Source organism: Spartobacteria bacterium UBA695 (assembly GCA_002298145.1).
Classification (GTDB): Bacteria; Verrucomicrobiota; Verrucomicrobiia; order Chthoniobacterales; family Chthoniobacteraceae; genus UBA695.
In genome coordinates this window covers 1-25,220 of record DBMP01000009.1, presented here as the reverse complement: position 1 = coordinate 25,220, position 25,220 = coordinate 1, and the positions used below count along the sequence as shown (strand labels likewise).

Here is a 25,220-nt window from a genome sequence, read left to right as displayed (position 1 = left end):
GCCGGGCTCAAATGGAACTCGCTGATCGCTATGCCCGATGGAGGGAAGAGGGCTTCGTTGCCGAAGCCGCGACGCTTCGCGCTCCCAGAGAGCTGCCGGAGGTCGAGTTGCAGACGCTCTGGCTGGCCGGGGAGTTCGGGCGCGAATTCCTCTCCACTACGCGAGCCCCGCTGCGCATTGAGCGCTTTGGCCGCTGGAACGCCGGGGCCGGGCCCCACTTTATTGATGCCGAGATTACCTTTGGCTCCACCCGCGTACGAGGCGGCGTCGTGGTCCATGCCAGCGCCGAGGCGTGGGATGCCGAGGCCGCCGCCAGCCCGGAGTACGAGGGGACGATCCTGCACGTCTTCGCCAGCCACCCCGCCCACGAACGGGGTCAGCTCCTGCCCGCCTCCTGCACGCGCCTGGGTCGCGAGGTCCCGCAGGTCTGGCTCGATACCGCCCGCTTCGAATACCCGCCCGTCGAGCCCACAAACAGCGAATGCACCGCCTGCCGGGGCCTTTTTGCCGAGATGCCGCCCGCCCGTGCCGAGGAGCTTGTCGAAGCGGCGGCGCAGTTCCGCCTTTGTAAAAAAGCCGCGAGGCTCAAGCGCCTGGAGGAGATCTTCGGCCCCTCCGAGGCCCTCTACCAGGGCATTGCCGAGGCGCTCGGCTACCGGAATAATAAGCTCCCCTTTACCCTCCTGGCCCAGCGCTTCCCCCTCAGCCTGCTGCGCGGCGAACGGGGCGAGATCGAGCCGATCCTCTTCGCCGGAAGCGGCTTCCTGGGGCTTACCGACTTCCAGCCCCTGCCGGGCGACACCCGCAGCTACCTGCGCGACGTCTGGGCCCGCTGGTGGCCCCGCCGCACCGAGTTCGACCGCCTGACCGTCCCCGCCGCCCTCTGGAACTTCCGGGGGGTGCGCCCCGTCAACCACCCCCAGCGCCGCGTCGCCGCGCTCGCCGAGATCGTCCGGCACTGGCCCGTCCTGGAGGCGCTCGCCGGGTCCGGGAACATCGCCGGAGTGCGCCATTTCTTCAGCCAGCTCAGCGAACCGTACTGGGACTGGCACTATACGCTGAAATCCCCCCGCTCCCGTTCCCGCATGGCCCTGGTGGGCGAAAACCGCGTTACCGACCTCCTCCTCAACGTCTTTTTCCCCGGGGCCCTGGCCGCCGCCCCGGACTTTTGGGAAACCTACCGCCAGCTCCCCGCCCCGGCATCCAACCGGCGCGTCGACCTGGCCGCCCGCCGCCTCTTCGGGGCCGGGCCCATCGTGCGGCGGCTCACCCGCCAGGCCGTCACCCAGCAGGGCCTCCTCCAGCTCTACGAAGACTTCTGCCTGGCATGCGAAGGAGATTGCGCCCGGTGCCCCTTGCCATTACGGTTAGGGAAGTGGGTCGATTCGGGGGAACAATTTTCCTAATGAATCCCCCGGCGTTCTTCTCTGCTTGACGGTAGGGAGGAACGCTTCTAGGATTGACAAGTTATTCGAAGCGCGAGTGGGCTTACCCCCCACTCTTTTTTGTCTCCGGATATCCCGTTTTTTTATGAACAGCGATCTCATTTCAGGCTTGGATTATTTTGAACGCGAGAAAGGCATTAAGCGCGAGGTGCTCGTAGAGGCCGTGCAGAATGCCCTTCTCTCCGCGTCCAAAAAAGCGATCGGACCCGCCCGGGAATTGCGTATCGAAGTCGATGGCAAGACCGGGGAAATCCGTGCTTTGGCGAACCTGGTGGTAGTGGAGAACGTCCAGAACCCCCACGACGAGATCGCATTGACCAAGGCGCGGACCCTCAAGCCCTCGGCCGAGCTCGGCGAATCGCTCGAAGTCGAGGTCACGCCCAAGAATTTCGGCCGCATCGCCGCCCAGACCGCCAAGCAGGCCATGATGCAGCGCATCCGCCAGGCGGAGAAGGAGATGGTCTACGACGAGTTCAAGGACCGCGCCGGAGAGATCGTCAGCGGCACCGTGCGCCGTTTCGAGCGCTCGGATGTCATCGTCGACCTCGGCAAATTCGAGGCCGTCATGCCCTCGCGCGAACGCGTCCAGACCGAAGACTACAACGTGGGCGACCGCATTCGTGCGTACGTCGTCGCCGTCGAGGTCGGCCCGCGCGGCCCCGAGATCATCCTTTCCCGCAGCCACCCCAACTTCGTCCGCCGCCTCTTTGAAACGGAAGTTAGCGAAATCGCCGACAAGACCGTCGAGATCCGGGGCATCGCCCGCGAGGCCGGCTATCGCACCAAGATCGCCGTCCACAGCGCCAATGACAAAGTGGACCCGGTCGGCGCGTGCGTCGGCATGAAGGGCTCCCGCGTCAAGAACATCGTCCGCGAACTCAACAACGAGAAAGTGGACATCATCCGTTGGAGCGCCGATGTGAAGGAATTCGTCCTTGAAGCCCTTAAACCGGCCAAAATCAAGAGCGTCACCCTCGACCCCGTCAAGAAAGCCGTGGCGCTTCGCGTCGACGAGGACCAGCTCTCGCTGGCCATCGGCAAACGCGGGCAGAACGCCCGCCTGACCTCCCGCCTCCTGGGCTGGGAGATCAACATCGAAAAAGACGAAACCGCCAAAGAAGCGTTCGCCCAGAGCGTCTCCAAGGCCGCGAGCGCGCTGGCCGCCTCCCTGAAAATCGACGAACCCATTGCCCGCAAGCTTATTACAGCGGGCATGAACAGCGCCGAAGTGATCGTGGGGGCCGAACCCCAGGACATCGCTGACGCCACCGGAGTCGATCTGGAGCAGGCAGCGGCTATTTACAACGCGGCCCAGAGCGAATATCAAAAGGGGGCGGCTAAACCTTAGTCGAGCCCTCCGTATTTTTTAGAATTAATAATGGCAACCCGAGCAACACCCAATTCCCAAGGCGCAAGACGTCCCGCACCCCGCAAAAACACGGGAGGCGGCGGCGCACATCCGCGTCCCTCGGGCAGCCCGCAGAAACCGGAGGCCGCCGTCGAGCCGAAAGCCCCTGTCGAACCGAAGCCCGCTCCTCCCGAGACCGTCTCGCTCATCGATGGGCCCAAGCCCGCCCGCCGTCGCGCCGCCAGCACCGGCTCCGGCTTCAAGCCCTTCTCCGCACTTCCTCCCATTTCCCGCATTCTCGCCCCCGCGCAGCCCGAGCCCGCGCCGGAACCCGTCGAGCCCGAGCCCGCCCCCGTGGCGGAAGTCCCGGCTGAGCCCGCCGCCCCGGCCCCTGCTCCCGAGGAGCTCGTCCCGGACGAGAAACGCATCCACATCAAGCCGCCGATCATCGTCAAGGAGCTGGCCAACCAGCTGGGCCTCAAGCCCTTCCAGCTGATCTCCGAGCTGATGGACATGAACATTTTCGCGGCCATCAACCACACGCTGGAGCCCGACATCGCCGCCAATCTGTGTAAAAGGCACGGCTTCGTCTTCGAGCGCGAGAAGCGCAAAGAAGGCGGCGGAGTGCACAAGCCCGAGCCGGTCGTCGAAGCGCCCAAGCCCCCGCCTCCTCCCAAGAAAGAAGAGCTCAAGCTGCGCGCCCCGATCGTGACCTTCATGGGCCACGTCGACCACGGCAAGACCTCGCTGATGGACTTCATCCGCAAATCCCGCGTCGCAGCGGGCGAAGCGGGCGGCATCACCCAGCACATCGGCGCTTACACCGTCGACCACAACGGCCACCCGATCACCTTCCTCGACACCCCGGGCCACGCGGCTTTCACCGCGATGCGTGCCCGTGGCGCCAACGTCACGGACATCGTCGTCCTGGTCGTCGCCGCCGATGACGGCATCATGCCGCAGACCGTCGAGGCGCTCAACCACGCCAAGGCCGCCGAAGTGCCGATCATTGTTGCCATCAACAAAATCGACCTCCCCGGCGCCAACGTCGACCGTGTCAAAGGCCAGCTTCAGGAAAAGGGCCTCACGCCCGAAGACTGGGGTGGCGAGACCATCACCTGTCCCGTTTCCGCCGTCAAAGGCACCGGCATCGACGCCCTTCTGGAAATGATCCTGCTCCAGGCGGAAATCCTGGAACTCAAAGCCAGCCCGTCCGCCGAACCGCGCGGGACCGTCATCGAAGCCCGGGTCGAACCCGGCCGCGGCCCCACCGCCACCGTACTCGTGCGCATGGGCACCCTTAAAGTCGGCGAGCCCTTCATCTGCGGCAACTACTCCGGCAAGGTCAAATCGCTCATCAACGACAAGGGCAAGAACGTCAAACTCGCCGGACCCTCCACCCCCGTGCAGGTCCTCGGCTTCGCCGGTCTGCCCAACGCGGGCGACGAACTGCTCGTCATGGAGAACGACAAGGCCGCCAAAGCCCTTTCCGAAGAGCGCCTAGCCGAACAGCGCGAGGAAAAGCTGGCCACCCCGCGCGGCGGCCGTGCCACGCTGGAAAACCTCTTCGCCAGCCTCGCCGCCGACGCCAAGAAGGAACTGCGCATCGTCCTCAAAGCCGACGTGCAGGGCTCCCTCGAAGCGCTGGTCGCCTCGCTCAGCCTGATCGAGTCCAAGAAAGTCTCCCTGGTTGTCATCCACTCCGCCGTGGGGCCGATCTCCGAGAGCGACGTACTGCTCGCCACCGCGTCCAACGCCGTCATCATCGGCTTCGGCGTGAAGGTCGAGAACACCGCCGCCGCCGCCGCCAAGCGCGAGCAGGTGCAGATCAAGCTCTACTCGATCATTTACGAACTCCTCGACCAGGTGAAAGAAGCCATGGCCGGCCTCCTCGAGCCCGAACTGCGCGAAAGCGTCATCGGCCACGCCGAGGTCAAGCAGGTGTTTGAACTCACCAAGGGCGTCGTCGCCGGGTGCTCCGTCACCGACGGACGCATCGCCCGCACTGCCCGGGCGCGCGTGCTTCGCCGCCGCCAGGCCGTTTACGATGGCAACATCGCCACCCTACGCCGCTTCCAGGACGACGTGAAAGAAGTCCGTACCGGACTGGAATGCGGCATCAAACTGGGCGATTATACCGAATACGAAACCGGTGACATCATCGAGTGCTACACGCTCGAGAAAGTTACCCAAACCTTGTAGGGGGCTTTAGCGGGGAGGCAGCCGTGGGACGCAGGCAATCGGGCCGAAGCGCCCAGCCGCCTTCCCCTGCACCCTCGTTCCGAGCCATGAAACATCGTCTTGTCCGAGTCAAAGAATTGCTGAAGCGGGAACTCGGGGACCTCATCGGTCGCGAGTTCCACTTTACCCAGCTGGTCACCGTCCAGGACGTCGACATTACCCCGGACCTTAAGCACGCGCACGTCTACGTCTCGGTGTTGGGGGATAACCCTCAGGCCGTCATGTCGAAACTGCACGAGCACCGCAAAGAACTGCAATCGGCCGTTTCCAAGCGCGTCATCCTCAAGTACACCCCGCAGCTCCACTTCAACCTCGACGAAGGCATCGAGCGGAGCGCGCGAATCTTCGAGATCCTGCAAACCCTCGACATTCCCGAGACCCCGGCCGAGCCCGGCGATCCGGAGGACGAACACGAAGACTGATCTTTTGCGCTTTCGGATGGTTGGATTGACCCAGATAAAAAAGTCGGGCCACGGGGGCAAAAGAGGAGTACCGTACCCCTCCTCCGCTACTTGTGAACCCAGGCAACGGAGGGCTTCTCTATGAGTAAGAGCAACTGCACCCTCCTTCAGGTCGCCGACGTCCTGCGGCAGAACCAGAAATTCGTCGTCATGTGCCATGTGCGCCCCGACGGGGACGCCATCGGCTGCTCCGTTGCCCTCGCCATGAGCCTGCGCGAAATGGGCAAGGACGTCACCGTGTGGAACGACGACGGCCCGGGCGAGAAACTCGCGTTCCTTCCCGGCACCGACCTCGTCGTCAAGCCGCCGCGCGAACCGCAGGATTTCGACGTCGCCATCGCCGTGGACACCTCCACGCACCCGCGCTTGGGCGACGCCCCCGCCGCCGTTCGCTCCGCGCGCGTCTGGATCAACCTGGACCACCACGTATCCAACACCGGCTACGGCGACCTAGTCTACATCGACGTCGGGGCCCCCGCCACCGGGCAGGTCATCTACGAGCTCATCCGCGCGGGCGGCATGCCCTTTAACCTCGCCATTGCCGAGAACCTTTGGGCTGCCATCGCCACCGACACTGGCTCCTACCAATACTCCAACACCACCGCCCGTACCTTCGAGATCGGGGCCGAACTGATCCGCGCCGGAGTGCGCGTCGGCAAAATCTCCGAACAGCTTTTCCAAACCCACCCGCGCCGCCGCCTGGAGCTCATGCGCGTCATGCTCAACGGCATGAAATTCACGTGCGAGGCCCGCGTCGCGAGCTTCGCCTTGACCCGCGCCGCCTTCACCGGCATCGAAGGGGCCCTCCCCGACGACACCGAGGGCCTCATCGACACGCTCCGCTCCACCGAGGGCGTGCAGATCGCTGTCTTCATGGAAGAGATGGAAGGCGGCAAAGTCCGCGTCTCCATGCGCTCCAAAGACCCGCGCCACGACGTCTGCGCCATCTGCGCCAAGTTCGGCGGAGGCGGCCACACGCTGGCGGCAGGAGCGCGTGTCAACGGGCGTTTGGAGGAAGTCGAAACCAACATACTCAATGCTATTGCAGATGCCATCCACCACCAGCCTTGACGGAGTCCTCATCGTAGACAAAGCCCCCGGAATGACCTCGCACGACGTGGTCGCCATCGTTCGCCGCGCGCTCGACACCAAGAAAGTCGGCCACTGCGGCACCCTCGATCCCCTGGCCACCGGGCTCCTCATCGTGGTCATCGGCCGCGGCACCAAGATCCAGGACCTCCTCATGAGCGAGGACAAGGAATACGTCGGCACGCTGCGCCTGGGCGAGATGACCGACAGCCAGGACGCCGACGGCCAGATCACCGAAACCCGCCCCGTCCCCGAGCTGCCCCCCGAGCGCATCGAAGCCGCCTTTGCCAAGTTCGACGGCGATTTCTACCAGATGCCCCCGATGGTCTCCGCCATCAAGAAAGAAGGCGTGCCGCTCTACAAGCTCGCCCGCCAGGGGAAGACCGTCGCGCGCGACCCGCGCTTCGTCCACATTTTCGCCCACGAGATCAAGGCCATCGCCATGCCCGAGGTGGAATTCCGCGTCGTCTGTAGCAAAGGCTTCTACGTTCGCACTTACGCCTTCGACATTGGCAACGACCTCGGCTGCGGCGCGCATTTGAAGGCCCTGCGCCGCACCAAGAGCGGCAAATTCACCTTGGAGCACGCCGTCACCGTTGACGACCTGAAAAACAAACCGCGCTCGGAAATCATCGGCAAAATCCTGAGCCTGCCCACCGTCTCGCGGATGCGCGGCGCGTAATTTCTATCCGAGACGGGAAATGAATCACGCAAAGCCGCAAAGCCGCAAAGAGAAGAAAGCCTTTTTGCGCCTCTGTGCCTTTGCGTGAGCAAAACGAACCATGCACTTCCTCCACTCCATCGCCGAACTTGCCACCGTCCCCGGGCCGGTGTTTCTGGCCATCGGAGTGTTTGACGGCGTCCACCTCGGCCACCAGGCCGTCATCCGCCGCGCCATCGACGACGCCCGCAAAGCCGGGGGCTCCGCCGTGGTCGTCACCTTCAAGCCCCACCCCCTGCGCGTCACCAGCCCCGAGCACGCCCCGCGCCTGCTCACCGCCACGCGACACAAAGCCCGGTTCATCGAGCGCCTCGGCGTGAATCACCTGCTCATCGTCCCCTTCACCGGGGAATTCGCCTCCATGCCGCCCGAGCACTTCGTGCGGGAACTCCAGGCCGCCTGCCGCCCGCTACGCGAGATCTGCGTCGGCCACAGCTGGGAATTCGGCAAAGGCCGCACGGGTAACCTCGACCTCCTTAAACGCATGGGCGACGAACTGGGCTTTGACGAAATTGGCATCCCGGCCGTCGAAGTCGGCGGCGAAATCGTCAGCAGCACCCTCATTCGCGCCGCCGTCGAAGCGGGCGACCTCGAAAAAGCCGCCCTCCTCCTGGGCCGCGACTACACCCTCCAGGGAAGCGTCGTCCAGGGCGACCAGATCGGCCGCACCCTCGGCTTCCCCACCGCCAACCTCAGCGTCCACAACGAGCAGTTTCCCCCTAACGGCGTCTACGCCGTCATCGCCGAGCACCAGGGGCAGCAACTCCCCGGCGTCGTCAACATCGGCGTCCGGCCCACCATCGCCAACGCCACCGGCGCGCGCCTGCTGGAGCTTCACCTTCTCGATTTTGACGGCAACCTCTACGGCGAGGAACTCGAAGTCCACTTCCGCAGCTTCCTGCGCCCCGAGCAGAAATTCAAAGACCTCGACGCCCTCAAAGCCCAGATCGCCTGCGACACCGCCGAGGCCCGGCGGATTCTCGGGCTGAAAAAAGCCTGAATTTTTCGAGCCCATCGCGCCCTTTTGCGGTTAAATAACGGGCGTGTTCCAGATTACCCTACTTGGCAGCGGCAGTGCCGGGAACTGCGCCCTCATCGAGACGGGCGGCAGCCGCCTCTTGGTGGATGGCGGCTTGAGCGCCCGGCAGATTACCCTGCGCCTGGGCACCCTCGGCGTCGATCCCCTCTCCATCGACGCCATCCTCCTCACCCACGAACACACCGACCACGTCGGCGGCCTGCGCGTTCTTTGCAAAAAGACCCCTATTCCCGTCTACTGCACCCGGCTCACCGCCGAAGCCCTGCGCAAAGACCACCTCGCCGGGCACCCTAACATCCATCAGTTCCAGGCTGGGGCCGAATTCTGCATCAAAGACATCGGCGTGCGCACCTTTAGCGTCCCTCACGACGCCGTCGACCCCGTCGGCTTCACCTTCCAGAGCGGCGACGAATCCCTCGGCTTCCTCACCGATCTGGGCAAATGCACCAACCTCGCCCGGGAGCGGGTCCGAGGCGTCAGCACGCTGGTCATCGAGACCAACCACGACGAAAAAACGCTCCAGAACGACCCGCATCGCCCCTGGTCACTCAAGCAGCGCATCATGTCCATTCACGGGCACCTCTCCAACGCCGCCGCCGCCAACGTCCTGGCCGATCTCGTCAAAGACGGCCTCAACCGGGCCATCCTCTGCCACCTGAGCCGCGACTGCAATTCGCCGCAAATGGCGTTTGCCGAAGTCCGCAACCGCCTCGCCGCCGACGGCGCCCAAGAAGCTGTGGAAATCTTTTGCGCCTCCCAGCACGAAGTCTCGCCGCGCTTTGCCGTGCGGAAAAAAACGAGCCAAGCCGTCCTGCCCCTCTTCGCCGGGGAATAACGCCCGCAAACCCGCCCGCGCCTACGCCTGCGCTGTCGGTCCCGGGTGGTTGGCGTCCTGTTGCGGGGCCGCTTCGTCCTGCACGGGAGCGACTCCAGCCGCTTCGGCTTCCTGCTGCTGCTGAGCGGCGAGGTAGGCCTCCTCCTGCGCTTGGCGCTCGATCTCCGCCATCCGGTGCGTGGCATTGGCTGCCTCGCGGGTTTCCGGCATTTCCTCGACAATCCTGGCCAGAATCGCATTGGCGCGAACCGCGTCGCGCTGAACTCCCCAGCAAACATCCACGAGCCGTTCCGAAAAGAAAGCGCGCTCCTTTGGCGTTAAGTCGGAGGCCGAGAGCGCCCCCACGAGGAAATCCGAAGCCGGTTCAGGCATACCGAGCTTCTCACAATAGAGGCGCACGATTTCATTGGCCGCGTGCATATCCTTCGGGTCATCCTCGAACACCTCTTTATAAGCCTCCACAGCCCCCTCATAGTCGCCCGCCGCCAGCTTGGCCAGCGCGGCAGAGTGGGGGCTCTTCTCGATCTGAACGCTAGGGGTGAAGATGACATTCCCCATGAACTCGCCCAGGATTGGCAGCAGCAAGATACCGCTGATGATAGCCGAAACCAGCCCGGCGAGGACAATGCCCATGTAGTAAGAAGAGAGCGTCGCGTTATCGACATCCTCGGCGCTTTGCATCCCTTTGACGTGTTGGATCAAATAGTAAATACCTCCCCAAAGGAGGCCAATGACAAGCAAACGGGGGAACACACGCATAAGGATTTCTTAACAAAAGCCTAATAAAACGCCTAGCGCAAAGTTGGGCTTGCGCGGCTGAGGGAGAGCCGGTAAAATGCCCGCAGCGTGGAGACTCCCAGTTAACGCAGGTTAAATCTAGGGGAATCCAGCATGTTAAAAGCGGGTATAGCTTAGTGGTAAAGCTCCATCCTTCCAAGTTGGCTATGCGGGTTCGATTCCCGCTACCCGCTCCAACCTATTCAATCAGAGGCACTTAACTCCAGGTGCCTCTTCTTTTTTGCCCTAAACGGGAACAGAAACGGGAACATATTGCCCTAAAATCCGCGACTGTTCGCTGGGGGTTATCCTTGTGCTTGTCTGATAGCGTCGCTATTCCTCCGGGTGTCCGAGAGCGCTATCGAGCGTGTAGCAGAACTGTAGCAACGGGTGTAGCAATTAGCCCTCATCAGATTTTCATATCAAAGCCGACCGTTCGGGTGTTTTCGGTTGTGCTGACCGGGAAATCGGGCACTCAAAAATCTGGAGATTGAACATTGATTCCCCCGTCAAAATTGTGCCTTATCGGGAGGTTAATGGAATTCTGCATCCCGAAGTCATGTTCCTCCCGATCATCGAGCCTGGGGCTGGTCGATTTTGCCTGCTTGGGCAGCAAAAGTTCCTCGGAATCCAGCTTCCTGTCCTATTTTAGCCCTCTTTCATGAATAACCTAGAAGCGTTCAAACAGCACGGCGACGTCATCTGGAATATCGCCAATCTCCTGCGGGGTCCTTATCGCCCTCCCCAATACCGGCGGGTGATGATTCCTCTGACCGTGCTCCGGCGCTTGGATTGCGTCCTGGAGAAGAGCAAGGAGAAGGTGCTGGCGATGCACAAGAAGCTCAAGGCGGAGGGGAAGTATGATGACGACGCCATCGAGAAGATCATCAACAAAAAGTTCGATCTTACCTTCCACAACACCAGCGTGTTTACCTTCGAGAAACTCCTGGGCGATCCAGACAAGCTTGCCGCCAATCTTGCGAATTTTATAGCGGGGTTCTCCTCTCGCGCTCGCCATATCATCGAGAAATTCAAGTTTGAGGAGGAGATCGAGAAGCTGGAGGAGGCCAACCGTCTCTTTGAAATCGTCAAGCAGGTTGCCGCCGTGGACCTCCACCCGGATACGATCCCGACCATCGCCATGGGCTACCTCTTTGAAGACCTTGTCCGGCGCTTTAATGAGCAGGCCAACGAGGAAGCAGGGGATCACTTTACCCCGCGCGAGGTGATCAAGCTTATCGTGAACTTGCTCTTCACCTACGACGACCTCGTCTACAAGGAAGGCAAGGTCATCAAGATCTACGATCCCACTTGCGGCACCGGGGGGATGCTTTCTGAGTCGGAAAAGCTCATCAAGGACAAGGACGCGGGCCTCAACCCCAGCGCCAATCTCGAACTCTTTGGCCAGGAATATAACCCGGAGTCCTACGCGATCTGCGGCTCGGATCTGATGATCAAGGGCGAGGACGTGAAAAACATCGCCTTTGGCGACACGCTAGGGACGGGGAGATCCAAGGAAGGCTTTGTCGATGGTGATGGCCACCCGGATGAAAAGTTCCATTACATGCTCGCCAATCCCCCCTTTGGCGTGGAGTGGAAGCCGGAGAAAGACCACGTCTTCAAGGAACACAACGAGTTTGGCTTCCAGGGGCGCTTCGGCCCGGGGCTGCCTCGCATCAATGACGGGGCTTTACTCTTCCTACTCCACATGATCTCGAAGATGCAGCCCGCTCCCAGCGACGGGGGCGAAGGTTCGCGCATTGGCATCGTTTTCAACGGCTCCCCCCTCTTCACCGGGGATGCGGGCAGCGGTGAAAGCAATATCCGCCGCTGGATCATCGAAAACGACATGCTGGAAGCCATCATCGGCCTCCCCGACCAACTCTTTTACAATACCGGCATCTCCACCTACGTCTGGATCGTCACCAACCGGAAACACTCCAAGCGGGCCGGAAAGGTGCAGCTTATCAATGCCACGGACTTCGCCTGGAAGATGAAAAAGAGCCTTGGCAACAAGCGCAAACTAATCGGCGATGGTACGGACGGAACGCCCAACCATATTGAGGTACTCACCAAGCTCTACGGCAACTTTAAGCACGACGTGCGCATGACCGTGGGCAAGATCCAGACCGATATTGATCCCAAACGCGACCAGGCCAAGAGCCTCTTTGTCAGCAAGATTTTTGATAACAGGGAGTTTGGCTACCTCAAAATCACCGTCGAGCGTCCATTGAGGCTCAATTTTGCCGTGACCGATGAACGCATTGTGCGTTTCAAAAACACCAGCGCCTTCCTTGATCTGGCCGTCTCCCGGAAGCGCAAGAACAAGGCGAAGATTGAAGAGGAAATCCTGGAAGGCAAGGCTGCCCAGGATGTCATCTTGGAGGTTCTGGAAAAGGTGAAGAGCAGCGTTAAGGAGGGGCAGATCTTCAAGGACCGCCAGCTCTTTCAGGTGCAGTTGATTGTTGCCTTCCAAATGGCGGGGATCACGCTCGATGGGAAGCTCAAGGACGCCCTCCTTGCCCCAGGCGGCTTGGGAGAAAAGGACCCCACCGCCGAGATCTGCCGCGATAAGAAAGGGAATCCCGAGCCCGACCCTGACCTGCGGGACACCGAAAACGTACCCCTCCCGGCCAACATCGCTCTCCCGCTGCCGCTCGACTACGAGGGGAAGAAGAACAAGGGGAAGGTGGACGTATTGCCCCTGCTTAAGTTAGTGCGGGCCCACTGCGAAGCCTACCTCAAGGCGGAGGTGCTCCCCTACCGCCCCGATGCCTGGATCGACCACAGTAAGATCAAGGTCGGCTACGAAATCCCCTTCAACCGCCACTTCTACGAATACGAGGCCCCGCGCCCGCTGGAGGACATCGAGGCGGACATCGAGGGGCTGGAGAAGGAGATCATGGCCATGCTCAAGGAGGTCCGGGCATGAGCAGCGAACTGATTCTCTACCAAACCGAGGATGGCCTTGCGCGGGTACAGCTTCGGGCGATGGACGGTGGCGTCTGGCTCTCCCAGAAGGAGATGGCCGAACTCTTCGGTATCACCGTTCCTAATGTTAACATCCACATCCGCAACATCTTAAAGGAGAATGAGCTGCCTGCGGATTCAGTTGTTAAAGAATCCTTAATAACTGCCGCCGATGGCAAAAACTACCCGACCAAGCTCTACCGCCTGGAAATGATCTTGGCGGTTGGCTATCGAGTCAGAAGCCCGCGCGGCACCCAGTTCCGGCAGTGGGCCACCCGGTATCTCAGCGAGTATCTGGTCAAAGGCTTCGTTATGGATGACGAACGCCTCAAAAACCCGGGCGGCTGGGACTACTTTGATGAACTCCTGGCCCGCATCCGGGAGATCCGGGCCTCGGAAAAGCGCTTTTACCAAAAGGTCCGCGACCTCTTCGCCCTTAGCTCCGACTACCGGTCCGACGACCGCGACGCTCAGTTCTTCTTTGCGGAGGTGCAAAACAAGCTTCTCTACGCTGTCACCCGGAAAACCGCTGCCGAGATCGTGGTGAACCGTGCCGATCCCCATGCACCAAACATGGCCCTCAACGCTTGGAGCGGGTCGCGCGTGCGCAAGCATGATGTCATCGTCGCCAAGAACTACCTCACCGCCGACGAGGTGGACACGCTCAACCGGCTGGTGGTGATCTTCCTGGAACAGGCCGAGCTGCGCGTCAAGGAGCGCAAGGACCTCACCCTCGACTACTGGCGCGCCAATGTGGACCGTTTGCTGACCTTCAATGAACGACCTGTCCTCAAAAACGCCGGGAGCATCAGCAATGAGCAGATGAAAGCTATCGCCTACGAGCGCTACGAGACCTTTGACGGCCACCGCCGCAGCGCCGAAGCCCTCGCGGCGGATGCGGAGGACCTGAATGCGCTGGAACACATTGAGAAGCAGGCGAAGGAAAAAGGGGGGAGGAAGTGAACTACCCGGCTTATTCTCAAGTTAGGGTCAGCGGAGCGAAGAATCTTGGCGACATCCCCGAGCACTGGGAAGTGATGCGTGGGCGTTTTGTGATGCGAGTCAATCCGCCTGCACCACGCCTTCGAGAACTCAAACCTGAAGACGAGGTCTCGTTCGTTCCAATGGAAGCGGTAGGTGAGCATGGAGGACTCGACCTGCAACAAACCCGAGTCCTGGCTGACATTTCCAGCGGATATACTGAATTCCAGGACGGCGATGTCGTAGTCGCTAAAATCACTCCATGTTTCGAGAATGGAAAAGCAGCCCTGGCCCGTTGTTTGCTGAATGGTGCCGCATACGGAACAACAGAGCTTCATGTGTTACGTGCCGGGCCGACACTTGACCGTGGATTCCTCTTTTACGTCACGGTTTCGGATACGTTCCTTAAGCTTGGCGAGTCGGAAATGTATGGCGCAGGCGGGCAAAAGCGTGTCCCTCCTGAGTTCATCAAAGATTTTCCTATGCCACTTCCTCCGCTTGCCGAACAGCGGCAAATCGCGGCGTTTCTGGACTGGAAGACGAGGCAGATTGACGCGCTGATCGCCCGCAAGAAGGAGCTGCTGGAGAAGCTCAAGGAAAAGCGCATCGCGGTCATCACCCAAGCTGTCACGCGCGGCCTCAACCCCGACGCTCCCCTGCGGGCCTCCGGTATCCCCTGGCTCGGCCAAGTGCCGATGCACTGGGAGGTGAAGAAATTTAGCTATATCTCACGAGTAGTTAGAGGGGCATCGCCGCGTCCCGCTGGCGATCCAACATTTTTCAATGGAGATTTCATCCCCTGGATTACCGTTGGGGAAATCACGAAAGAGGAACGGATTTACCTCGACTCGACCGAAACAATGCTGACTGAGGCAGGAGCATCGAACAGTCGGGTAATGAAGGCTGCCACGTTGGTTATTACTAATAGCGGCGCAACATTAGGGGTGCCTAAAATTCTTTCAATTACCGGATGTGCGAATGACGGTGTCGTTGCATTTGAAGATTTGGCAGAGGACGTGGACAAGGTATTCCTATTCTATTTTCTGAGATCGCAAACTGAGGAACTTCGAGAACGGATGAAGCAGGGCGGTGGCCAGCCCAATCTAAACACGGACATCATCAAAGCGCTTTCCGTTCCGTTGCCACCGCTGGAAGAGCAGACAAGAATTGCGGAGTTTCTGACCCTGGTGACTCGCAAGCTCGACGCAATGGCGGATAAGGTAGCCGAAGCTATAGCCCGTCTCACCGAATACCGCACCGCTCTCATCACCGCCGCGACGACAGGAAAAATTGATGTAAGAAAGGAAACCTGCAAATGAGCCCCCTTCCAGCCAAGCGCGTCATCCTCGACAAGAGCTTTCTGCAAGCAGAGACTCAACGAGGCGAACGCCTTCAATTGCTACGCGATTGTGGGGCTTCCTTTGTTCTGACAGACACTCTCATTTACGAGTTCTGTACCGACGCACGTACCGCGCAGTGGCCAGCAACACAACGGAAGCTCTTCTTGATTGCAGACAGCGTCGAAGTGTGGCGCCACAATGGGGAGTTGTTGAAGATGGAGATTGACCAACAAAGGCCGGTGGACTCCCCCGTGGACCAAGAGGCGACGGACCGTGTTCGTGAATGGTTCCGAGGAGGCGCGATCTACGTCCCCCCGAATCTGGAAGCACTCGGACAAGCGGCTCACCAAGAGCGGGAAATTGATTCGGTCGGTGCCCTGATCGCAGATTGCCAGTCATTCTGTCAGATAGACCAAAGCTATACGGCCAGAATTCAGCGCGGGGGCGCTGAAGCTGAAGCGATTTTAAGTGATCTCATGGGCCGCCACGATTTTATTGCGTGGCGTGTACGTATGGTTCATGGAAATCCGGCGGTTGCCGACCTTTATATCCAGGGTGCAGAACAGGGCCTCGGACCTGAGTGGTTTGCGTATCAAGAAGCCAAGAGCGCGTTGGCACTCTGTTGCCACTTCATGATGAGGTATGGAATGCAGAACCGATCTGGGAAGGATTTTGTGCATACAAAACTCGACGCCGATTACGTCGCCTTGCTGCATTTCGCCGATGTTCTTGCGACGAACGAAACCAACAGTTTGGCCGAAATCTGCAGATGGATGCACGGCACATCCAAAATCATCCTCTCAACGAGCAGCTTGGATAATGCCAAGCCGAACGACGACGATATAAAAATCGAGGCCTATAGGAACTGGGAACGAGATGGGCGGATTCATGGCCGTGATCAAGACGATTGGTTCTCGGCAAGAGCGAACCTAATATGGCGCAGAGCCAACATCGCGCCTTAAATTCCACCAATTCCCCCATGAAAAAGCACACAGAAGTCCGCTTGGAAGACGCGATCATCGATCACCTGACCGCGCAAGGATGTTATGTCTTCGTGGATTACCGCGAAGGCCCCGCGAAGGATCGCTACGATAAGGCGCGGGCGCTCGACCCTGAGTTGGTGCTCGGTTTCATCCAGGCCACCCAGAAAAAAACCTGGGACGCCCTCCATGCAATTCATGAGGAGGAGACGGCGAAAGTGGTGTTGGATCACCTGGGGAAGGAATTGGAGACGAAGGGGATGCTCAAGGTGCTGCGCCAGGGCTTCAAGTGCTACGGCAAGAAGCTGCGGGTGGCGATCTTCGCCCCCAATAACCGGATGAACCCGGAGACGTTGGCGCTCTACGATCAAAATGTGCTGAGCGTGACGCGGCAACTTTACTACGGGGAGACGCATTCCAAGTCGCTCGATCTGGTCCTCTTCCTCAACGGCCTGCCCATCGCCACCGCCGAACTCAAGAACCCGCTCTCCGGCCAGACGGTGGAGGATGCAAAGAAGCAATACAAGCGGGACCGGGACCCACGGGAGCTGCTCTTTGAGTTCAAGAAGCGCACGCTGGTCCATTTCGCCGTGGATCAAGATCAGGTCTTCATGACCACACGGCTCAGCGGGGATAAAACGTACTTCCTCCCCTTCAATCTTGGCAACCATGGCCACGCCGGGAATCCGCCCGCTGCCGATGGCGGCTATCGCACTGCGTACTTGTGGCGCGAGGTGTGGCAGCGGGACAGCCTCCTCGACATCCTTGGGCGCTTCATGCACCTGCAAGTTGAGGAGAAGCGCATCCTGACGGACGAGGGCATCCGCAAGATCACCAAGGAGACGATGATCTTCCCCCGGTATCATCAGCTCGACTGCGTGCGGCGGCTGGTGACCCATGCTCGGGCCCATGGACCGGGAAGAAACTACTTGGTGCAACACTCGGCGGGGTCGGGGAAATCCAACTCCATCGCATGGCTGGCGCACCGCCTCTCCTCCCTGCATGACGCGGCGGACCAGAAGATTTTTGATTCGGTGATCGTGGTGACGGATCGTCGTATTTTGGATCAGCAACTCCAGAGCACCATCTATCAGTTTGATCACAAACAAGGGGTGGTGCAGAAGGTGGATGAGGATACGCGCCAACTGGTGCAAGCGCTGGCCAACGGCACGCCAATCATCATCACCACCCTACAGAAGTTCCCCTTCGTTTCGGAGACCTTGGAAAAATTGCGCGAGGAGAACCTCCCCGGCATTGATATTTCCACCAAGGACAAGCGGTTCGCTGTGATCGTGGATGAGGCCCACAGTTCGCAGTCTGGCGAAAGCGCGATGGAACTCAAAGGGGTGCTGAATGCCGACCGGATTCAGGAAGACGCGACGACCTATGCCGCCGAGCATGGTCTGGATGAGGACGAGGATGCCGACTGCCTCGCCGGGGTGGTGCGGGAGATGATGCGCCGGGGTAAACAGCCAAACCTGAGCTTTTTCGCCTTCACGGCAACGCCGAAATATAAAACGAAGAAGGTCTTTGACGAGCCCGGTCCGTCCGGCGAATCGCCCTTCCATCTCTACACCATGCGGCAGGCCATTGAGGAGAAGTTCATCCTCGATGTGCTGCGGAACTACATTTCCTACGAGGCGTATTTCCGCATTGTCCAGGCCACCCAGGAAGATGTCCATGTGGAGCGCAAAAAGGCGGCGCGGGCGCTGGCTCGCATCCTGACGCTGCATCCGCACAATCTGGCCGCCAAGACCGAGGTGATGGTGGAGCACTTCCGAACCCACGTAAAACACAAGATCGGCGGACGGGCCAAGGCGATGGTGGTGACAGATTCCCGCGTTCATGCGGTTCGCTATAAACAGTCCTTCGATAAATACATTGCCGAGAAAGGCTACACTGACATTAAAACGCTGGTGGCCTTCTCTGGAGTTGTCGAAGACCCGAAGGATTCGGGCAAGAACTGGACGGAAGTAGCCATGAATGGTGGTATCATGGAAAGTGAGTTGCCGGAGCGGTTCGATAGCCACGAATACCAAGTGCTGCTCGTAGCGGAGAAGTATCAGACCGGATTCGATCAACCGCTGCTGCACACGATGTATGTGGACAAAAAGCTCACCGGCCTACAGGCGGTGCAGACGCTCTCTCGGTTGAACCGCACCTGTGCGGGCAAAGAGGATACCTTCATCCTGGACTTCCGCAACAAGCCGGAGGAAATCTTCAAGGCATTCAAGCCGTACTACGAGGACACGCCCGCCGAGCCGCTAACGGACGCCCAACATCTCTACCGGCTGCAACACCAGATCGAGGAGACGCGGCTGATTTTTGAGGAGGAGGTGAAGGAATTCTGCGCCGTCTATTTCAAACCGCTCCGCAAGGGGACGGTGAACGATAATGCGCAGATGAACGGCATCTTGGACCAAGCCATCGAGCGCTTCAAGGAGCGACCCGAGGAAGAGCGTGAAGAGTTGAAGGCCCTGCTGGTGAACTTCCGCAACCTGTATGGTTTCCTGTCCCAGGTGATTCCTTACCAGGATTCCGACCTGGAGCAGCTCTACACCTACCTGCGTTTTCTGCTCACGAAGCTACCCAAGCGTGAGGGTGGGCCGGGCTATCACCTGGAAGACGAAATCGAACTCCAATACTACCGCTTGCAAAAGATCAGCGAGGGGCGAATCGACCTAAATAGCGGCGACGGACATCCCTTAAAAGGACCCAGCGATGTTGGCACGGGCCAGAAAGATCAAGATATCCGTCTCTCAGAGCTGATCGACATCCTCAACGAACGCTTTGGAACGGACTTCACCCAAGCCGACCAGCTCTTCTTTGACCAAATTCAGGAAGAGGCCATCGAGAGCGATACGCTGAAGAAGGCGGCTGCGACGAATTCAAAGGATGATTTCCGTTACGTGTTCGAGAAGGCCTTCGAGGGGCTTGTAATCGACCGGATGGAAGGGAACGAGGAAATCTTCGGGAAGCTCATGAGCGATGGCGAGTTCAGGAAACTGGCCGTCGAGCATCTGCTACACAAAGTCTATGGGGCATTAAAGAAGCCAAAAGGCGAAGGTGAGACCAACTCCCATTAATACCCTATCCGATACCCTATTGGGCCAGCGTTGTTATCTTTTTCAATACCAAGACATGGAGAATGGCGGTATGATTCCACGCATTTGGAGCTGGCGTCAGCGGGAGGAGCGACCAGATTCATCATCCGGTTTTAGGGCTTTGATCAACAATCGGGGTAAATTGACCTCAAGGGCATCAGCAATTCTTAGCAGCGTATAAAGCGTTGGCTTGAAATTTCCGCTCTCAACATGGCGGACACCTGTACGGCTTAAACCTGCCTTTTGAGCCAGGGTTTCTTGAGAAAAACCGCGCCTCAACCGTTCCTCTCTGAGGGCAGAGAGGATTCGACTGACTGTCTGAGCATGGCGGTCGACCTCCACGTCCAGAACGATAATTGGCTTGCACCCATGACGAATACGGCCATATATGGCCGTAGTGCCCGTTTTTCAAAAACGGAACACCTCATCGCTGAAGATAACCTCAAAATCCGAACCTTTTTCTTGAACCACGATGAACTCAAGCGACCTCATTCTTAGAGACCTTATTCTGGGGATCTTTATATTGGTTATAATCTTGGTAGGCCCCGCTGTGGCTGCGGTCTTTCTCAATAGACGGCATCAATCACGTCATCCTAACGGCCACCCTTATGGGTGGGGGTATTATCTCGGTTTTTGCGGATTTCTTGCGCCTCTACTGTGGGGCCTTACCAACGGCAACTTTGCTGGCTGCTTCCTAGCAGGTGCAATCATATATTACCCATTTGCGATTCTGACACTTTGCAGAAACCGGTGGGGGCTCCTGATTTTAACTGTTCTGTCGATCAATCCGATTATTTGGATTATAAACGGGTTCTACATCTCGAAGCGCTGGAACCAGATGGCGACCAAGAATCCTTCGTTACTTCCGCCACCTCCTCCCCAAATTCCCCAAGCAAAGTATTTCCTTCATCTTGAAGACCAAGTTAAAGGTCCCTTTTCAAAAGAGCAGATCCGCGCCCTTCTGACTGTTGGAACCGCTACCCTTGACACTCAATGTTGCAAAGAAGGTACTACTGACTGGCACACTCTTGTTGGGAGTGGTGCCTTGCGGGAATGACAGAGGTGTGTTGCGCCAACTCAGACCATTCCTTGCCCGATACAAGCTCAAACTGAAACCGCATGGGACACGAGAATGCTAATAGTACGCCGGAAGGCGAGGAGACCTCGAAGATTCCAGGTAGCAACATTAAAGAGGTTCCTGCGGATGATCCGATCTATCAACGAGGCTGGATGATCGGGGTGCCGAGAGGGGATTTGGCTGCCAAGCTCAAAAAGGCACAGGAAATGCAAGCCAAGGCCGAAATGGAACGGAAGGAAGATCACAGGAAAGGAATTCGTATGTTGAGCATGGAAGCCTACGAGGCAATGACGGGGCGTCCCTACCGCGAAGAGGAACACGGCCAGGAAAAACCCGAGCGGTAGGGATTTCGATTACGTTAGTAAAACACCTGTATGCCGCTGAAACCGCAGCGGGATGCGCCTGCTTGATCCTCGCGCACGGTCGCCTTATTTTGACGGCATGATCGTCGGCCAGCCCATCCCTTTTGAAGCGCGAACCCAACGGCGCATCCCTATGGCCTCGGCCAGCGTGCAGGCGGGGTTCCCGTCGCCCGCCGATGATCACTTGGAACGCTCGCTGGATCTCAACGAGCATCTTGTGAGCAACCCCGCTGCCACCTTCTTTGTCCGGGTTCAGGGGAACTCCATGAAGGACGCCGGGATAGTGGAAGGTGACACCCTCATCGTGGATCGCTCGGTCGCCCCGAAAGACCGGCAGATCGTCATCGCCATGCTGGATGGAGAGTTCACCGTCAAACGGCTGCGGAAGCGGGGCAAGCGGGTCTTTCTGCAAGCCGAGAACCCCGAGTTCGCCCCCATCGAGATCAGCGAGAACCAGGAACTGACGATCTGGGGAGTAGTCACGTTTGTGATCCATCGGCCACGATGAAAACCCGGTTCGCCCTGGTCGATTGCAACAACTTCTACGCCTCCTGTGAGCGCGTGTTTAACCCACGGCTCATCGGGAAGCCCGTCGTGGTGTTGAGCAACAACGACGGGTGTGTCATCGCCCGGAGCGAGGAGGCCAAACTCCTGGGGATCGAAATGGCAGCCCCCGCCTTCAAATGCGAGGAGAAGTTCCGGCGGCATGGGGTGGCGGTCTTGAGTTCCAATTATTCCCTCTATGGAGATATGTCGGCGCGGGTCATGATCACGCTGCGCCCCATGGTTTCGCACATGGAAGTCTACTCCATCGACGAAGCCTTCCTGGGGCTGGAGGCCTGGCAAGGGGACGATTGGGGACGGGAAATACGTGCCCGGGTGCGCCAGTGGACCGGCATCCCGGTTTCGGTGGGGATTGCATCGACCAAAACCCTTGCCAAGCTGGCCAACCGGCTCGCCAAAAAGACGCCTGACCGCCAAGGGGTGTTCGACCTGACGGCTACCCCGGATCTGGATTCCATTCTGGCCAAGGTGCCTTGCGGTCACATTTGGGGCATTGGACGCCGTACCGCAGCCCGCCTTGCCCCAAAGGGCATCCACACCGCTCTCGACTTGAAAAAGGCCGATATGGCGTGGCTGCGCGGCGAATTGGGGGTGGTTGGGGAACGAGTCGTCCGGGAACTCAGCGGGATTTCATGCCTGGAATTGGACAAGGCACCGGAACCACAAAAAGGGATCGCCACGGCTCGTTCCTTCGGGCACCCGGTCGAGAGCCTGGAAGAGTTGGAGCAAGCCTTGGCTACTTTCACCGCCCGGGCTGCGGAAAAGCTCCGGGCCGGGGGACAGTTGGCCGGGCACATCCAAATTTATCTCGAACCAAGTCGCCCCCGGCCTGATCAGCCGCAAGGTTATGTTGCTGCGCACACCTCACTGCCGGAACCGACTTGCCACACCCCCGCGCTTATTGCGGGAGCCTCGTCTCTCCTGCGGAAGATTTACCGTCCAGGGGGCGTATACCGGAAAGTGGGGGTGTTTCTGACGGAGTTGAGCCAGGAGGGTAACGCCCAGCTTCAACTGTTCGACACCCCAGCAGCCAGCCCTGCAAGCCGCCGCCTTGATGCGCTTGTTGACCAGATCAATCGCCGCTATGGCTCCAACACCGTGCGGTATGGAACCATGGGGTTTCAGCAGAAGTGGCAAATGCGGCAGGCACGGAAATCCCCGAGCTTTACGACTCGCTGGGATGAGTTGCTTGTGGCGCGGGCATAAATCTCTACTTACGCCGGTACCAAATACCGAACCCCACCGACCTTGCATGTTACCCCGCCGCTGATTTCATAAACCTTGCGGCCAATGATTTCACAGACCGTGTCCTTGTGCTGCTCCTGGCAGATAATGGCGTCAACCTCGGGGATCGCAATAATCCCGCGCTTCTGCGCCTCAATCAGTGCCGAGTTGATGGCCGCAGCGGTGAAATGCTGGAGCGGCTTGCTGATATTCCGATGATCGTTCCGTTTGATGTCCTCAATGACCTGAAAGACACACGGGAACCGCTGCCGGAGCCAGCGGTAATCCCCGCTCTCTACGCATGGCATCGCCTCCACACCACGGAACCCTATTGCAACTTTGGTGTCACCTGCCGGAGGCTGGCTGGCTCCAACCGCGAAACCTTTGACGCCCATTTCCGCCGTATCCTGGCGTGTGATTCGGTGAATGAGATTTTGAAACTTCTTCCTGCCTACGTTCGACGGGCAGCGTCAGCCAACATCCCGATCAACTACGTCCGTCTCTTTAGGGATCTATGCCACTGGCGAAATTCCCCAGAGGACGCCCAGGAGGTAAAGGTTTGTTGGGCTAAAGAATATTATCATGTAAGCGCAGCCCCCCAAACCCCCGCCTAACCCATGAGCCTCTACCTCGCCGAAATTCAAATCGACCACGAAACGGCCGCCAAAGCGGGACTCCGGGACACCTACGCCTGGCACAAGAAAACCTGGCTCTGCTTCCCGGGAAGGGAAAAGGACACTCGCGATTTTCTCACCCGCCTCGATCCCGTGGACTGCGGCTTCCGCCTACTCATCCTTTCCTCGACCGCCCCGCAGCGTCCCCCGTGGTGCCCGGAACCTGCGTGGCGCAGCAAAATTGTTCCTGAAACCTTCCTGACCCAAACGGTTTTTCGCTTCAGTCTCGTGGCCAACCCTACACGAAAAACCCGCTCCGAAAAGAACGGGGTGACAACCAAAAACGGACGCCGGGTGCCCATCGTGTCCCGCGAAGATACCGAAGACGCGGAGGGGAAAATCATCCCCGGCCTGCTCTCTTGGTTGACGCGCAAGGCCGAGGCCCACGGATTTATCATCGCCATCGATCAGGTCCGCACAGTGCCGCGCGCCCGACAATACTTCATCAAAAACGGCATGTTGGGGCTGCATTCCGGTGTGGAATTTCAAGGTGTTCTCCGCGTCACCGACCCGGAGAAATTCCGTCAGGCTTTCACCCAAGGCATCGGCAGCGCCAAGGCATTCGGCTTCGGCATGCTGGTGCTTGCCCCTCAATAACCAAACTCAACCCATCCAACTTTCTCCAACTCAATCGACCCTATGAACCTCATCGAACTCCATATTCTCCAATCCTACCCTGTTTCCTGCCTCAACCGCGACGACGTGGGGGCACCCAAATCCGCTGTCTTCGGCGGAGTCACCCGCGCTCGGCTCTCCAGCCAATGCCTCAAACGCGCCGTGCGTACCTTCGCCCGCGACGAATATCCCGAGGCCCTTTTCAACGGGGTCCGCAGCCGCCGTCTGGTCGAGCCTTTCCTCGCAGCCTTTGAAAAAGCCGGGCTCTCTCCAGAAGAGGCCCAGGCCAAGACAGATTTAGTTCGGGAAGCGTTGAGCAAAATCGACAAGAACAAAGAACTTGTCACCACCGCCGTATTCCTCTCCCCGTGCGAAATCGAACAGATCGCCGCCGAGGTGACCAACGGAACCGATCCCAAGAAAGCCGCCAAAAAGGCCAGTCGCCTCGACGCCGCCGACATCGCCCTCTTTGGCCGCATGATCGCCAACGATGCCTCGCTCACCCGCGATAAAGTGCTGGAATACGTCAAGCGCAACGCCGTAGGGATGAGTCTCCTCATCATCACCAGCGAACCCAACTGCCAAGGGTTTAAAATCGAACGCTGGGGTGAACCCGACCGCCAGGACACTACGCTGAGCGGTCTCTGGCTCGTCGCAGAAAAATGGGCCGATCCAGATAATCAGCCGTTCTGATTCTCCTGAAAAAGCTCGAAAACAGCCTCGTAAGTCGTTGATATTCTAGGGGTCTCCCCACGCGAGTGGGGATGGTCCGCCTGTTAGCGAGATCTTGCCGCAGGTTTTCCTGGTCTCCCCACGCGAGTGGGGATGGTCCGACCACGGCTGACGAGGTTAGCCCCGCTAGCGAGGTCTCCCCACGCGAGTGGGGATGGTCCGGGGTACAAGATCGTCGAGCCCGAACTTGTATCGGTCTCCCCACGCGAGTGGGGATGGTCCGCTGCCACCGCAATCGCTGAAAACGACAATCTCGGTCTCCCCACGCGAGTGGGGATGGTCCGGAGCACGAGAATAAAAACAAAAACCAGACCGCGGTCTCCCCACGCGAGTGGGGATGGTCCGTCATCGAGGTTGAGAGCGAATTCCGGTTTCCGGGTCTCCCCACGCGAGTGGGGATGGTCCGGCCTTCATGCCGACGCTCCAGGCGACCGAGAAGGTCTCCCCACGCGAGTGGGGATGGTCCAAAGTCCTGTTACAAAGGCAGCGAGATGGAATCGGTCTCCCCACGCGAGTGGGGATGGTCCGATTGTAAGGCTCAGCGGGCCGACAAGAGGTGCGGTCTCCCCACGCGAGTGGGGATGGTCCGCGCCGCAGCCATCATGCCATTGCGACCCTCCGGGTCTCCCCACGCGAGTGG

The 25,220-nt window shown here is 59.3% G+C and carries 23 protein-coding genes, 1 tRNA gene and 1 CRISPR repeat array; of the genes, 21 read left to right on the top strand and 3 right to left on the bottom strand.

What is annotated here, in order from left to right; all coding sequences use genetic code 11:
• The first annotated feature begins 11 nt into the window (after positions 1 to 11).
• The 8 genes from B2828_RS04635 (at position 12) to B2828_RS04600 (ending at position 9,179) form a co-directional block, all read left to right on the top strand.
• A complete protein-coding gene (locus tag B2828_RS04635) occupies positions 12 to 1,406 on the top strand; it encodes a DUF2851 family protein (RefSeq protein WP_479632522.1) in 1,395 nt (464 codons plus the stop codon).
• 124 nt (positions 1,407 to 1,530) lie between these two features.
• Positions 1,531 to 2,793, top strand: a complete 1,263-nt coding sequence (nusA, locus tag B2828_RS04630; protein WP_479632521.1) for a transcription termination factor NusA — start codon at positions 1,531 to 1,533, stop codon at positions 2,791 to 2,793.
• A gap of 30 nt (positions 2,794 to 2,823) precedes the next feature.
• On the top strand, positions 2,824 to 4,995 hold the full coding sequence (gene infB / locus B2828_RS04625) for a translation initiation factor IF-2 (protein ID WP_479632520.1): 2,172 nt from the start codon (positions 2,824 to 2,826) through the stop codon (positions 4,993 to 4,995).
• A gap of 86 nt (positions 4,996 to 5,081) precedes the next feature.
• Positions 5,082 to 5,456, top strand: coding sequence for a 30S ribosome-binding factor RbfA (gene rbfA / locus B2828_RS04620; protein ID WP_479632519.1), 375 nt, complete (start codon positions 5,082 to 5,084; stop codon positions 5,454 to 5,456).
• Positions 5,457 to 5,576: 120 nt separating this feature from the next.
• Positions 5,577 to 6,566 carry a DHH family phosphoesterase gene (locus tag B2828_RS04615; protein WP_479632518.1) on the top strand — a complete coding sequence of 330 codons (990 nt, stop codon included), beginning with the start codon at positions 5,577 to 5,579 and terminating at the stop codon, positions 6,564 to 6,566.
• Positions 6,544 to 7,266 (top strand): tRNA pseudouridine(55) synthase TruB, encoded by a 723-nt coding sequence (gene truB, locus B2828_RS04610; RefSeq protein ID WP_479632517.1) that lies wholly within the window; start codon positions 6,544 to 6,546, stop codon positions 7,264 to 7,266. The genes B2828_RS04615 and truB overlap by 23 nt, the downstream gene beginning before the upstream one ends.
• 100 nt (positions 7,267 to 7,366) lie before the next feature.
• Positions 7,367 to 8,305, top strand: coding sequence for a bifunctional riboflavin kinase/FAD synthetase (locus tag B2828_RS04605; RefSeq protein ID WP_479632516.1), 939 nt, complete (start codon positions 7,367 to 7,369; stop codon positions 8,303 to 8,305).
• A gap of 43 nt (positions 8,306 to 8,348) precedes the next feature.
• Entirely contained in the window at positions 8,349 to 9,179 is an 831-nt protein-coding gene (locus tag B2828_RS04600) for an MBL fold metallo-hydrolase (RefSeq protein ID WP_479632515.1), read from the top strand.
• A gap of 21 nt (positions 9,180 to 9,200) precedes the next feature.
• Here B2828_RS04600 and B2828_RS04595 read toward each other — a convergent pair whose 3' ends face one another.
• On the bottom strand, positions 9,201 to 9,881 hold the full coding sequence (locus B2828_RS04595; protein WP_479632514.1) for a tetratricopeptide repeat protein: 681 nt from the start codon (positions 9,879 to 9,881) through the stop codon (positions 9,201 to 9,203).
• 198 nt (positions 9,882 to 10,079) lie between these two features.
• Between B2828_RS04595 and B2828_RS04590 the strand changes: the two genes are divergently transcribed.
• The 6 genes from B2828_RS04590 to B2828_RS04565 all read left to right on the top strand — a co-directional run bounded on the left by B2828_RS04590 (position 10,080) and on the right by B2828_RS04565 (position 19,313).
• A tRNA-Gly gene (locus tag B2828_RS04590) sits at positions 10,080 to 10,153 on the top strand.
• A 464-nt stretch (positions 10,154 to 10,617) separates the two neighbouring features.
• A complete protein-coding gene (locus B2828_RS04585) occupies positions 10,618 to 12,888 on the top strand; it encodes a type I restriction-modification system subunit M (protein ID WP_479632513.1) in 2,271 nt (756 codons plus the stop codon).
• Positions 12,885 to 13,889, top strand: a complete 1,005-nt coding sequence (locus tag B2828_RS04580; RefSeq protein ID WP_479632512.1) for a virulence RhuM family protein — start codon at positions 12,885 to 12,887, stop codon at positions 13,887 to 13,889. The genes B2828_RS04585 and B2828_RS04580 overlap by 4 nt, the downstream gene beginning before the upstream one ends.
• The gene (locus B2828_RS04575; RefSeq protein ID WP_479632511.1) at positions 13,886 to 15,226 is read left to right on the top strand and encodes a restriction endonuclease subunit S; all 1,341 of its coding nucleotides are present in this window, start codon (positions 13,886 to 13,888) and stop codon (positions 15,224 to 15,226) included. Before B2828_RS04580 ends, B2828_RS04575 begins: the two co-directional genes overlap by 4 nt.
• The gene (locus B2828_RS04570) at positions 15,223 to 16,209 is read left to right on the top strand and encodes a DUF2934 domain-containing protein (RefSeq protein ID WP_479632510.1); all 987 of its coding nucleotides are present in this window, start codon (positions 15,223 to 15,225) and stop codon (positions 16,207 to 16,209) included. Before B2828_RS04575 ends, B2828_RS04570 begins: the two co-directional genes overlap by 4 nt.
• Positions 16,210 to 16,226: 17 nt before the next feature.
• On the top strand, positions 16,227 to 19,313 hold the full coding sequence (locus tag B2828_RS04565) for a type I restriction endonuclease subunit R (RefSeq protein WP_479632509.1): 3,087 nt from the start codon (positions 16,227 to 16,229) through the stop codon (positions 19,311 to 19,313).
• Positions 19,314 to 19,409: 96 nt separating this feature from the next.
• Here the strand turns inward: B2828_RS04565 and B2828_RS04560 are convergent, their stop codons facing one another.
• Positions 19,410 to 19,673: a helix-turn-helix transcriptional regulator gene (locus tag B2828_RS04560; RefSeq protein WP_479632508.1), complete on the bottom strand. Its 264-nt coding sequence runs from the start codon at positions 19,671 to 19,673 to the stop codon at positions 19,410 to 19,412.
• Between the two features lie 130 nt (positions 19,674 to 19,803).
• On the opposite strand from B2828_RS04560, the gene B2828_RS04555 reads away from it, so the two are divergent.
• The 4 genes from B2828_RS04555 to B2828_RS04540 all read left to right on the top strand — a co-directional run bounded on the left by B2828_RS04555 (position 19,804) and on the right by B2828_RS04540 (position 22,541).
• Positions 19,804 to 20,388 (top strand): DUF4339 domain-containing protein, encoded by a 585-nt coding sequence (locus B2828_RS04555; protein ID WP_479632507.1) that lies wholly within the window; start codon positions 19,804 to 19,806, stop codon positions 20,386 to 20,388.
• Between the two features lie 62 nt (positions 20,389 to 20,450).
• Entirely contained in the window at positions 20,451 to 20,753 is a 303-nt protein-coding gene (locus B2828_RS04550; protein WP_479632506.1) for a hypothetical protein, read from the top strand.
• Between the two features lie 52 nt (positions 20,754 to 20,805).
• Positions 20,806 to 21,279: a LexA family protein gene (locus B2828_RS04545; RefSeq protein ID WP_479632505.1), complete on the top strand. Its 474-nt coding sequence runs from the start codon at positions 20,806 to 20,808 to the stop codon at positions 21,277 to 21,279.
• Positions 21,276 to 22,541 (top strand): Y-family DNA polymerase, encoded by a 1,266-nt coding sequence (locus tag B2828_RS04540; protein ID WP_479632504.1) that lies wholly within the window; start codon positions 21,276 to 21,278, stop codon positions 22,539 to 22,541. The genes B2828_RS04545 and B2828_RS04540 overlap by 4 nt, the downstream gene beginning before the upstream one ends.
• An 8-nt stretch (positions 22,542 to 22,549) precedes the next feature.
• On the opposite strand, the gene B2828_RS04535 is transcribed toward B2828_RS04540, so the two are convergent.
• Positions 22,550 to 22,867: a hypothetical protein gene (locus tag B2828_RS04535; RefSeq protein WP_479632566.1), complete on the bottom strand. Its 318-nt coding sequence runs from the start codon at positions 22,865 to 22,867 to the stop codon at positions 22,550 to 22,552.
• Here B2828_RS04535 and casB point away from each other — a divergent pair.
• From casB to B2828_RS04520, 3 genes are read left to right on the top strand one after another with little or no spacing between them, the layout of a single operon-like run.
• Entirely contained in the window at positions 22,748 to 23,173 is a 426-nt protein-coding gene (casB, locus tag B2828_RS04530) for a type I-E CRISPR-associated protein Cse2/CasB (protein ID WP_479632564.1), read from the top strand. The two genes, B2828_RS04535 and casB, sit on opposite strands and share 120 nt — an antisense overlap.
• 3 nt (positions 23,174 to 23,176) lie before the next feature.
• Positions 23,177 to 23,830 (top strand): type I-E CRISPR-associated protein Cas6/Cse3/CasE, encoded by a 654-nt coding sequence (cas6e, locus tag B2828_RS04525; RefSeq protein WP_479632503.1) that lies wholly within the window; start codon positions 23,177 to 23,179, stop codon positions 23,828 to 23,830.
• Between the two features lie 42 nt (positions 23,831 to 23,872).
• Entirely contained in the window at positions 23,873 to 24,541 is a 669-nt protein-coding gene (locus B2828_RS04520; protein ID WP_479632502.1) for a type I-E CRISPR-associated protein Cas7/Cse4/CasC, read from the top strand.
• A 50-nt stretch (positions 24,542 to 24,591) separates the two neighbouring features.
• Positions 24,592 to 25,169: direct repeats of the CRISPR family, unit length 29 nt; unit sequence GGTCTCCCCACGCGAGTGGGGATGGTCCG.
• Positions 25,170 to 25,220: the final 51 nt, after the last annotated feature.

Coding starts and splice junctions, on each gene's coding strand:
- B2828_RS04635 (WP_479632522.1), top strand. CDS start 12: ATGGAACTCGCTGATCGCTATGCCCGATGGAGGGAAGAGGGCTTCGTT.
- nusA (WP_479632521.1), top strand. CDS start 1,531: ATGAACAGCGATCTCATTTCAGGCTTGGATTATTTTGAACGCGAGAAA.
- infB (WP_479632520.1), top strand. CDS start 2,824: ATGGCAACCCGAGCAACACCCAATTCCCAAGGCGCAAGACGTCCCGCA.
- rbfA (WP_479632519.1), top strand. CDS start 5,082: ATGAAACATCGTCTTGTCCGAGTCAAAGAATTGCTGAAGCGGGAACTC.
- B2828_RS04615 (WP_479632518.1), top strand. CDS start 5,577: ATGAGTAAGAGCAACTGCACCCTCCTTCAGGTCGCCGACGTCCTGCGG.
- truB (WP_479632517.1), top strand. CDS start 6,544: ATGCCATCCACCACCAGCCTTGACGGAGTCCTCATCGTAGACAAAGCC.
- B2828_RS04605 (WP_479632516.1), top strand. CDS start 7,367: ATGCACTTCCTCCACTCCATCGCCGAACTTGCCACCGTCCCCGGGCCG.
- B2828_RS04585 (WP_479632513.1), top strand. CDS start 10,618: ATGAATAACCTAGAAGCGTTCAAACAGCACGGCGACGTCATCTGGAAT.
- B2828_RS04580 (WP_479632512.1), top strand. CDS start 12,885: ATGAGCAGCGAACTGATTCTCTACCAAACCGAGGATGGCCTTGCGCGG.
- B2828_RS04570 (WP_479632510.1), top strand. CDS start 15,223: ATGAGCCCCCTTCCAGCCAAGCGCGTCATCCTCGACAAGAGCTTTCTG.
- B2828_RS04565 (WP_479632509.1), top strand. CDS start 16,227: ATGAAAAAGCACACAGAAGTCCGCTTGGAAGACGCGATCATCGATCAC.
- B2828_RS04555 (WP_479632507.1), top strand. CDS start 19,804: ATGAACTCAAGCGACCTCATTCTTAGAGACCTTATTCTGGGGATCTTT.
- B2828_RS04550 (WP_479632506.1), top strand. CDS start 20,451: ATGGGACACGAGAATGCTAATAGTACGCCGGAAGGCGAGGAGACCTCG.
- B2828_RS04545 (WP_479632505.1), top strand. CDS start 20,806: ATGCGCCTGCTTGATCCTCGCGCACGGTCGCCTTATTTTGACGGCATG.
- B2828_RS04540 (WP_479632504.1), top strand. CDS start 21,276: ATGAAAACCCGGTTCGCCCTGGTCGATTGCAACAACTTCTACGCCTCC.
- casB (WP_479632564.1), top strand. CDS start 22,748: ATGCTGGAGCGGCTTGCTGATATTCCGATGATCGTTCCGTTTGATGTC.
- B2828_RS04535 (WP_479632566.1), bottom strand. CDS start 22,867: ATGCCATGCGTAGAGAGCGGGGATTACCGCTGGCTCCGGCAGCGGTTC.
- cas6e (WP_479632503.1), top strand. CDS start 23,177: ATGAGCCTCTACCTCGCCGAAATTCAAATCGACCACGAAACGGCCGCC.
- B2828_RS04520 (WP_479632502.1), top strand. CDS start 23,873: ATGAACCTCATCGAACTCCATATTCTCCAATCCTACCCTGTTTCCTGC.